General features: G+C 62.0%; 1 protein-coding gene. It reads left to right on the top strand.

What is annotated here, in order from left to right:
• Positions 1-212 precede the first annotated feature (212 nt).
• Positions 213-1,127, top strand: a complete 915-nt coding sequence (locus tag N5D20_RS24640; protein ID WP_049454385.1) for an IS110 family transposase — start codon at positions 213-215, stop codon at positions 1,125-1,127.
• Positions 1,128-1,232: the final 105 nt, after the last annotated feature.

Here is a 1,232-nt window from a genome sequence, read left to right as displayed (position 1 = left end):
AGCCTTATCTGATGGAAATCTGGCAGCGTAGGTGTCGAGAGCCGGCGTGGGCCGCCGTACGAGCCTGGATCTCGACGATCGCCATGTAGCTTGGCGCCCACGCCGGAATCTCCCTTGATCCGCCCGAACAGTTGCTGGAGCTGACACTCGAAGCGATAAGACTGGGCAAGCGGGGGAGCTCTCGACCCTTGCAGACTATACGGAGTCGGGCAATGAACGGGATCGGGATCGATGTGAGCAAGCGCCGATTGGATATCGGCACGACAGACGGCCAGACCCTGCAGGTCTGCAATAACCGCTCCGGCTTTTCTGAATTGGATGTTTGGCTGAAGAAGCGTCCGGTCAGCCAGATCGTGCTGGAAGCCACCGGCGGCTATGAGCAGACTGTCCTGGACTTCCTTCACAAGGCCGGCCATCCGGTGATCCGTGCCAACGCCCTGCGAGCGCGTAGACTGGCTCAGGGGCTGGGTAAAGTGGCCAAGACGGACCGTTTGGACGCTCTTGTATTGGCGCAGATGGCCGCACTGGTGGAATTGCCTTCCTATCAGCCGCTGGAGCCCTGGCAGCGGAAACTGCGTGAGTTTGTGCGGGCGCGACGACAAACGATGCAGGCACTGACCGTAGCCCGCCAACAGCAGGAAATGGTGACTGACCGCGAGCTACGCCGGCAGATGCAAGGCAACATCATTCGCCTGCAGACACTGGTCGAGCGGCTGGGCAAGCAGATCTCTGAACAGGTCGCGCAGCAGCCTCAACTGGCAGTGCTGAAGTCGATGAAAGGGGTCGGCCCGGCATTGCAGGCGGTACTGGCCAGCTACCTGCCTGAGTTGGGTCAGATCAGCGGAAAAGCCATTGCCAGCCTGGTCGGCGTGGCGCCGATCTCCCACGACAGCGGAGCCATGCGAGGGAGGCGAAGCATCCATGGCGGCAGGGCCGAGATCCGCCAGGTGCTCTACATGGCAGCCATGTCGGCCATGCGACATGAGCCACGATTACGGGACTTTTACCGGTCGCTGCGGGCCCGCGGCAAGGAAGGAAAAGTAGCCATCGTGGCGGTGATGAGGAAGATGCTGGTGATTCTCAACGCTCGCGTGCGTGACGCTCAAGGCGGATCGATCCCCGCCTGAAGCCAACCTGCCGCGCGTGCCCCAAAAGGCTGCCGGCCAGCGGCCGGCACTACCGTGTGCGACTGTCGGCGGGGCCAAGGCCCATCTCTCAACACAGTTGCTACA

Source organism: Stenotrophomonas sp. GD03877, assembly GCF_029840555.1.
GTDB lineage: Bacteria > Pseudomonadota > Gammaproteobacteria > Xanthomonadales > Xanthomonadaceae > Stenotrophomonas > Stenotrophomonas geniculata.
Note: the sequence above shows the minus strand (reverse complement) of the source record. Positions and strands in the feature narration are given on the sequence as shown.

Coding starts and splice junctions, on each gene's coding strand:
- N5D20_RS24640 (WP_049454385.1), top strand. CDS start 213: ATGAACGGGATCGGGATCGATGTGAGCAAGCGCCGATTGGATATCGGC.